General features: G+C 46.2%; 7 protein-coding genes and 1 pseudogene. 4 read left to right on the top strand and 4 right to left on the bottom strand.

The window, feature by feature from the left end:
* Positions 1-635: pseudogene (locus tag ACTIE6_RS15830) on the bottom strand (sensor histidine kinase); the annotation flags it as partial.
* A 230-nt stretch (positions 636-865) separates the two neighbouring features.
* Here ACTIE6_RS15830 and ACTIE6_RS15835 point away from each other — a divergent pair.
* Positions 866-2,476: an aminotransferase class V-fold PLP-dependent enzyme gene (locus ACTIE6_RS15835; protein ID WP_439557564.1), complete on the top strand. Its 1,611-nt coding sequence runs from the start codon at positions 866-868 to the stop codon at positions 2,474-2,476.
* A gap of 101 nt (positions 2,477-2,577) precedes the next feature.
* On the opposite strand, the gene ACTIE6_RS15840 is transcribed toward ACTIE6_RS15835, so the two are convergent.
* Both ACTIE6_RS15840 and ytxJ read right to left on the bottom strand, forming a co-directional pair.
* Complete coding sequence (locus ACTIE6_RS15840) at positions 2,578-2,775, bottom strand: hypothetical protein (RefSeq protein WP_439557565.1); 198 nt, start codon at positions 2,773-2,775, stop codon at positions 2,578-2,580.
* A gap of 118 nt (positions 2,776-2,893) precedes the next feature.
* Complete coding sequence (ytxJ, locus tag ACTIE6_RS15845; protein ID WP_439557566.1) at positions 2,894-3,226, bottom strand: bacillithiol system redox-active protein YtxJ; 333 nt, start codon at positions 3,224-3,226, stop codon at positions 2,894-2,896.
* A 264-nt stretch (positions 3,227-3,490) separates the two neighbouring features.
* Between ytxJ and ACTIE6_RS15850 the strand changes: the two genes are divergently transcribed.
* Positions 3,491-4,042, top strand: coding sequence for a hypothetical protein (locus ACTIE6_RS15850; RefSeq protein ID WP_439557567.1), 552 nt, complete (start codon positions 3,491-3,493; stop codon positions 4,040-4,042).
* A gap of 11 nt (positions 4,043-4,053) precedes the next feature.
* Positions 4,054-4,377 (top strand): helix-turn-helix domain-containing protein, encoded by a 324-nt coding sequence (locus tag ACTIE6_RS15855; RefSeq protein ID WP_439557568.1) that lies wholly within the window; start codon positions 4,054-4,056, stop codon positions 4,375-4,377.
* Here the strand turns inward: ACTIE6_RS15855 and ACTIE6_RS15860 are convergent.
* The gene (locus ACTIE6_RS15860) at positions 4,374-5,300 is read right to left on the bottom strand and encodes a S1C family serine protease (protein ID WP_056289478.1); all 927 of its coding nucleotides are present in this window, start codon (positions 5,298-5,300) and stop codon (positions 4,374-4,376) included. The genes ACTIE6_RS15855 and ACTIE6_RS15860 overlap by 4 nt on opposite strands.
* A 367-nt stretch (positions 5,301-5,667) precedes the next feature.
* Here ACTIE6_RS15860 and ACTIE6_RS15865 point away from each other — a divergent pair.
* The coding region (locus ACTIE6_RS15865) for a VOC family protein (protein WP_439557569.1) at positions 5,668-5,845 on the top strand (178 nt) is incomplete at its 3' end.

Genomic DNA, 5,845 nt, shown 5'->3' on the forward strand with positions numbered 1-5,845 from the left:
GATTTTTCAAAAGTGACGAGTTTTTCCCGCTCATAGCTACGGCGGATGTAGTGAATGCAGAAATAGGCAATTGCTGCTACAACAACGTAGGCCGACATGTGGTCGACAAACTTGGCAAACCTGCTATCGTAGGTATCGGGAACCGACTCGGGGATTAAGTATTCGTAAATGCAGAGCAAGACAAAAACGCCTACATTGACGGGTATCCAGAACTTGTACTCACTACTCGGACTGATCGCAATGCTGAGTAATAAAAAAAGCAGAAAAAACAGATCCGTGGGTCCGTCGATACCTGCATTCAGAAAGTAGTTGATTGTAAACAGAACCAGTCCGATCACGTTTGTGGCAAGAATGGTAGCAGGTGCCTGGTTTTTAAACCGGGAAAGGTAGTACAAGCCGAACGCCAGCAGGAGCACAATCAGACTTGTGAGCGCCACTTCCGGCAAGCCGATGAAATAATTAAATGGGATATTATAAGTGAGAGCGAAGATTGAAATCAGGCATACGGAATGGAATATGCGCGCATTTAAAGGAAATTGATCTGGCTCTCCGGAAAGTCTGGCCCAGAGTTGATACAGGTAAAGCTTAGGAGGCAAGGCGTCTTTCTTTTCGTTCTTACAAATATAAGTGAGCATAGTTGTAATACCACGTAGAACTAGTTTAAAATGTTGGCTATACGTCACAGCCTCGTTATGACGTATCAAGGCTTTTTTTAGATTCGATTAAGGGTTTTAACATATTCGTTAACCTAGACGGAAAGGATTATTATATTTGGCCGAAGTTTGCAACATCATAAGTGAGTGTTGTTCTTTCTGTAAACTACAAAATTTAGATAGCTAAATATTTCCTGGACGCTTAACAGATTATGAAAAGAAGAGATGCGCTTAAAGACTTGTCCATGCTGCCGCTGGCGGGCGGAGTTATGTTGCCTTCCCGGCAGCAGCAGCCGGCAACCAATTCCGTGATTGACGCTGCTGCAGGCAAACAGATTTACCAGTCTATCGGTGTGGAGCCGATTATCAATTGCCGGGGAACATTCACCATTATAGGCGGCTCTGTGGAGCGGCCGGAAGTGCGGGCGGCAATGGACGCAGCTGCGCAGGTTTTTGTACAAGATGATGAACTGGCATTTGCCGCAGGGAAGCGGCTCGCTGAACTGACCGGCGCAGAGTGGGGGCTTGTTTCATCAGGTTGCGCAGCCGGACTCAAACACGTAACCGTGGCCTGCGTCACTGGTGGAAATCCTGAAAAGCTGGTGAGGATACCGGATTTATCGGGTTTTGAAAAAACAGAAGTGATTGTGCCGAGATATTCGCGCAACGTTTACGATCATGCATTGCGCAACGTGGGTGTGCAGCTGGTAACCATTGACACGATCGAGGAGCTTTCAAATGCGATCAATCCGCGAACTGCATTGATTTACTTAATGGCTTGCCCGGAATCGATGAGCGGGCCGGTTTCACTGGAAGCAATCTCCAAAATTGCCAAAGCCAAGAACATCCCAATACTGATTGATGCAGCGGCTGAGGATCTCACTATCCCGAATGTACATTTGAAAATGGGTGCCGATGTGGTGGTTTACAGTGGTGGAAAAGCTCTGTGCGGTCCGCAGTGTGCCGGACTTGTATTGGGAAGAAAAGATCTACTGATGTCGGCCTGGCAAGCGAGCGCGCCGCACCACGGTCCGGGAAGAGACAACAAAGTGGGCCGCGAAGAAACAATGGGTATGATCGCCGCCGTGGAAGCCTGGACCAAAAGAGACCATGCCGGAGAATGGAAGCGGTGGTTGTCGTGGCTGGATAGTATTTCAAAGAAAGTCTCAGCAGTTGATTCAGTGAAAACGACAGTAATCGAGCCCAAAGATCTTTCGAACAGAACACCTGTGCTTCGGGTAACGTGGGATGCTGCAAAATTGAAGATCACGGGAGAGGAAGTTGCAGAGCTTTTTGGTCGTACCAAGCCGAGGATTGCATTAGGCGGCGGCACCAGGAATGATGAGACTTATGTAACCATCACAACCGGGCAAATGCAGCCGGGAGATGAAAAGGTAGTAGCAGATCGTCTGGTGGAGGTTTTGTCTCAAAAACGTACGGCGCCCAAAACGGAAATGGCAGCGGCTTCGGTTTCGCTGAAAGGACATTGGGACGCGGAGATTGAGTTCTTTTCAAGCAAAAGCAAGCATTCGCTGATCATTGAACAGGATGGTAACTGGCTTAACGGTTCGCATAAAGGCGAGTTCAGCGTACGCGAGCTGCAGGGGACGGTTGAAGGGAATGAGTTTAAAATGCGCAGCACCGACAGGCAGCCTGCCGATGCGATCACATTTTTGTTTTCGGGCACTGTGAAAGACGACGTGATGACCGGCTCCATTTATATGGGTGAGTACATGACGGCCAAGTTCACTGCTAAAAAGTACAAGTTTAAATACAAGCGAGAGAAGGTGTTTATTCCTTCGGGGCCACCGCTGGCTACCTGATTTTATCGCATACAAAAAGAGCAGCACAAGGCTGCTCTTTTGCGTTTGTTATAGATGAAGTGTTAGGAAATATGTTTGAAAGCCAGGTGTTTGCCTGGTCGTTATTTTAAATCCAATAAACCCGTGAGCGGAAAATCAGGAGCGGGTTCTTCGACGGGCTGTGTGCCCGCTTTCAGATTTTTCACAAAATCCATTGCGTCCCTGGCGAGCAGTTCTTTGATATGCTTGCCGCCCAGCTGGTCATAATACCAAAGCCAGACCATCTCCTCTGATACAATCAGGTAATGCAGCTTTTCCATGTTCGTTGAAGTAAATAACACTTCAAATTTATGGAATAAATCCATTTGAATGGAAATAATCCATCTATAATTCGCAAAAAAATGAAAGTGAATTTTTGTAATGCTCACTTCCAGCTATTTAACTTATATGTGAAAGTGTATCGCGTAGCGAAACTGCTTCATGAGAGGCATCGTAAATGCATTCTCCATTTTTAACAACAAGGATCTGCGGCGACTGGTGTTGAACGCGGAAGCTGTCGGCAATGGCCATTGATTCCTTCCGGTTGCTGATCACGTCCACGATATAGATAGGAGTGGAAATCTCAGGGGAGGCGCTGACATCCATTTTCAGCTGCCGATACGCCATCAGGCTTGTCATGCATCGCGGGCTGTGCTTGTAAATAATAGAATATTCGCCTGAATGGTGGATTTTCTGAACTTCTTCTTCACTGTTGATTGCAATCCAATTCATAACTGAGCAGTAACATTGTTGTTGGTGACTTGTAACTGCAACATAACAAACAGCCCAATTCATTCCCGGGTACGTCAAAAAAAGCTTTAATGCGTTGTTTACGACCTTTTGCCCGGATATAAATGCTTACTTTTTTAAATGCAAGCCAGCTCCCTGCTGCATCTCTTGTTCTTATTTCCTTTTAACCTGTTACCAATTTCCGGAACTGACGTCTAAATGATGAAAAATGTATCTGCTTGAAAAATAAACTTAAAGGTTGATTTTATGAAAATTAGTGGTATCTTTGTGGTGGTTCCGTATAGCCTTTTTGCGGTTCGTTTTGGTTCCGATCACAATCACGAGTTTACAAGGCTGTTTGAAAATTGGAATGACGCCTTTTATCTGGAAGAGTTTTTCGAAACGCACAAAGCGGATTTGGCGGAATTTTGGCAAGATGTTTCCGTGGAGGATGCTGTATTAAGAACGAGGCAGGAAGCAGCAAGGCTTGAAAGGCGTTTGCTGGCGATAGCGAAGAGAGGAATGAGTAGTAAGTACGAGGGGCTCTCAACGCTATTCAGGCCCCTGCATAATGGCACGCAGCGTCTCGATCCGTTTGAGAAAAGCAAGGCGAAAGGTGATCAGAGGCAGAGTTGGTTGCGGATTTATGCGGTGAGAGTGGATGTGAACTTCTTCATTATTGCAGGTGGCGCTATCAAACTGACGAGGACAATGAACGAGCGCGAGCATTTAGTGAAGGAGCTTCGCAAGCTGGACGCAGTTGTGAATTACCTGCGAACGGACCAGAATGACGAATTTGGAATTTTTGAACTGTTTTAAATATCAGAACTATGAGTATTCAAAAAGTGAAGGAAAAGGTCATCAAGCAGGCGGTAGTCGATCTTGAATGGCAAGATGCGGCGCGTTTCAGAGCGGAAAATGCTGCGTGGATGGATGTATCTTTTAAGATCAGTCTGGCGATTTTGCGCACGCTCAGGGAACGCAAAATGAGTCAGAAAGATCTTGCAAAAGAAATGCAATGCTCGCCGCAGTACGTGAACAAGCTGGTCCGCGGCTCTGAAAATATGACGCTTGATACCATCTGCAAGCTTGAAAAGATTCTCGGTATTAAACTGATCGAGTTACCTTTTCAAGATACAGTGCAGGCAAGTTAGGCCTTCTTCTCAGTAGGCACAATGATGAAGTGGAGCAGTTCTGTGTGGCGTAAAACAGAAATGTTGGTTACATTCAAAATGTCCCGGTGTGTCAGCGCCCTGAACAGTTCATTTGAATTATTTACCGGCTTGTCATTGAAAGAAACAATAATGTCTCCTTCCAGGAGCTGGGAGCGGGAAGCCGGGGTATTTTCTTCAATGCGGGTGACGAAAATGCCGCTCTTATTGGGAAGCTTATAGTGTTGCCTGATTTTCTCATTCACAGGTACATCCTGTAATTGCAAACCCAGATAAGCCTTAAATACCTTTCCGTCGCGGATCAGCTGACGCGCAATTTCCTTTGCCGTATTAATGTCAACTGAAAAGCTTAGTCCCTGGGCGCCCTGGATCACGGCTGTGTTTACACCTACCACTTCGCCGTCCGTGTTGATCATCGGTCCGCCCGAGTTACCCGGATTTAATGCAGCGTCGGATTGTATCACATTGTCAACCATCCTGCCCGATTGTGTTTGTAAAGTGCGTCCCAATGCGCTGACCACGCCGGTAGTGACAGTATGTTGATACCCGTAAGGATTTCCGATTGCAATCACGAACTGGCCGATCTGTAACTGGCTTGCATCGCCCAGTTTGGCTACCGAGTAACCTTCCGTGTAAATTTTCAGTATAGCCAGATCCGTATCCGGGTCTTTTCCGATGAGTGTCGCCTCAATTTCGTTTTCATTCAAAAGACTTACCATGATCTTCTCCGCACCTTCAACAACGTGGCTGTTTGTGAAGATAAAGCCATCGGAGGAAAAGATGAAACCCGATCCCGAGCCGGCGGCCCGCAGCTTACCATTGGTTGTTTTGTAGGTATCTATTTTGACGACTGCGTTCTTGATCTGATCTACCGCACTGATAATCATAGTTGAAAATGTGTCCATAGCTGCTGAGTTTAGCTTTTCCTCAACACGGTCAAAAAAATGGCCAGCAGCTGAAATGTGCCAATGTGGCGGATTGCCGTTGAACAATCCGCCAAAAGGGCGCGAAAGTCTGCTTTTCGAGCTTAATGCATTTTGACCCAACGACAATTGCGAACCTGCCTGAACAGCTGGTCCGGTGAATGTGATTTGAGCGCTCCCGGCTACGCAGGCTGCGGATACTGCCGGCGGCAGCGACGCAGCATAGGGTTTATGATTTTGTCTGAAAAGTGTAAAAACGTTTTTCTTGTCCTAGTTCAATGTTTTGACCTCCCTCCATACGGTAGCTTTGTATCATCAAAATCAAAAACGGATTTAAACAGCTAAGCAAATGGAAAATACAATCAACGGGATACATCACATTACGGCCATTGCAAGTGATGCTAAAAAGAACTACGATTTCTACACCCGCATACTCGGATTGAGAATGGTGAAAAAAACAGTCAATTTCGATGATCCTAATACCTATCACTTTTACTATGGTGACGAGAATGGTACGCCCGGAACAA

This window comes from Dyadobacter sp. (assembly GCF_051859145.1).
Taxonomy (GTDB): Bacteria; Bacteroidota; Bacteroidia; order Cytophagales; family Spirosomataceae; genus Dyadobacter.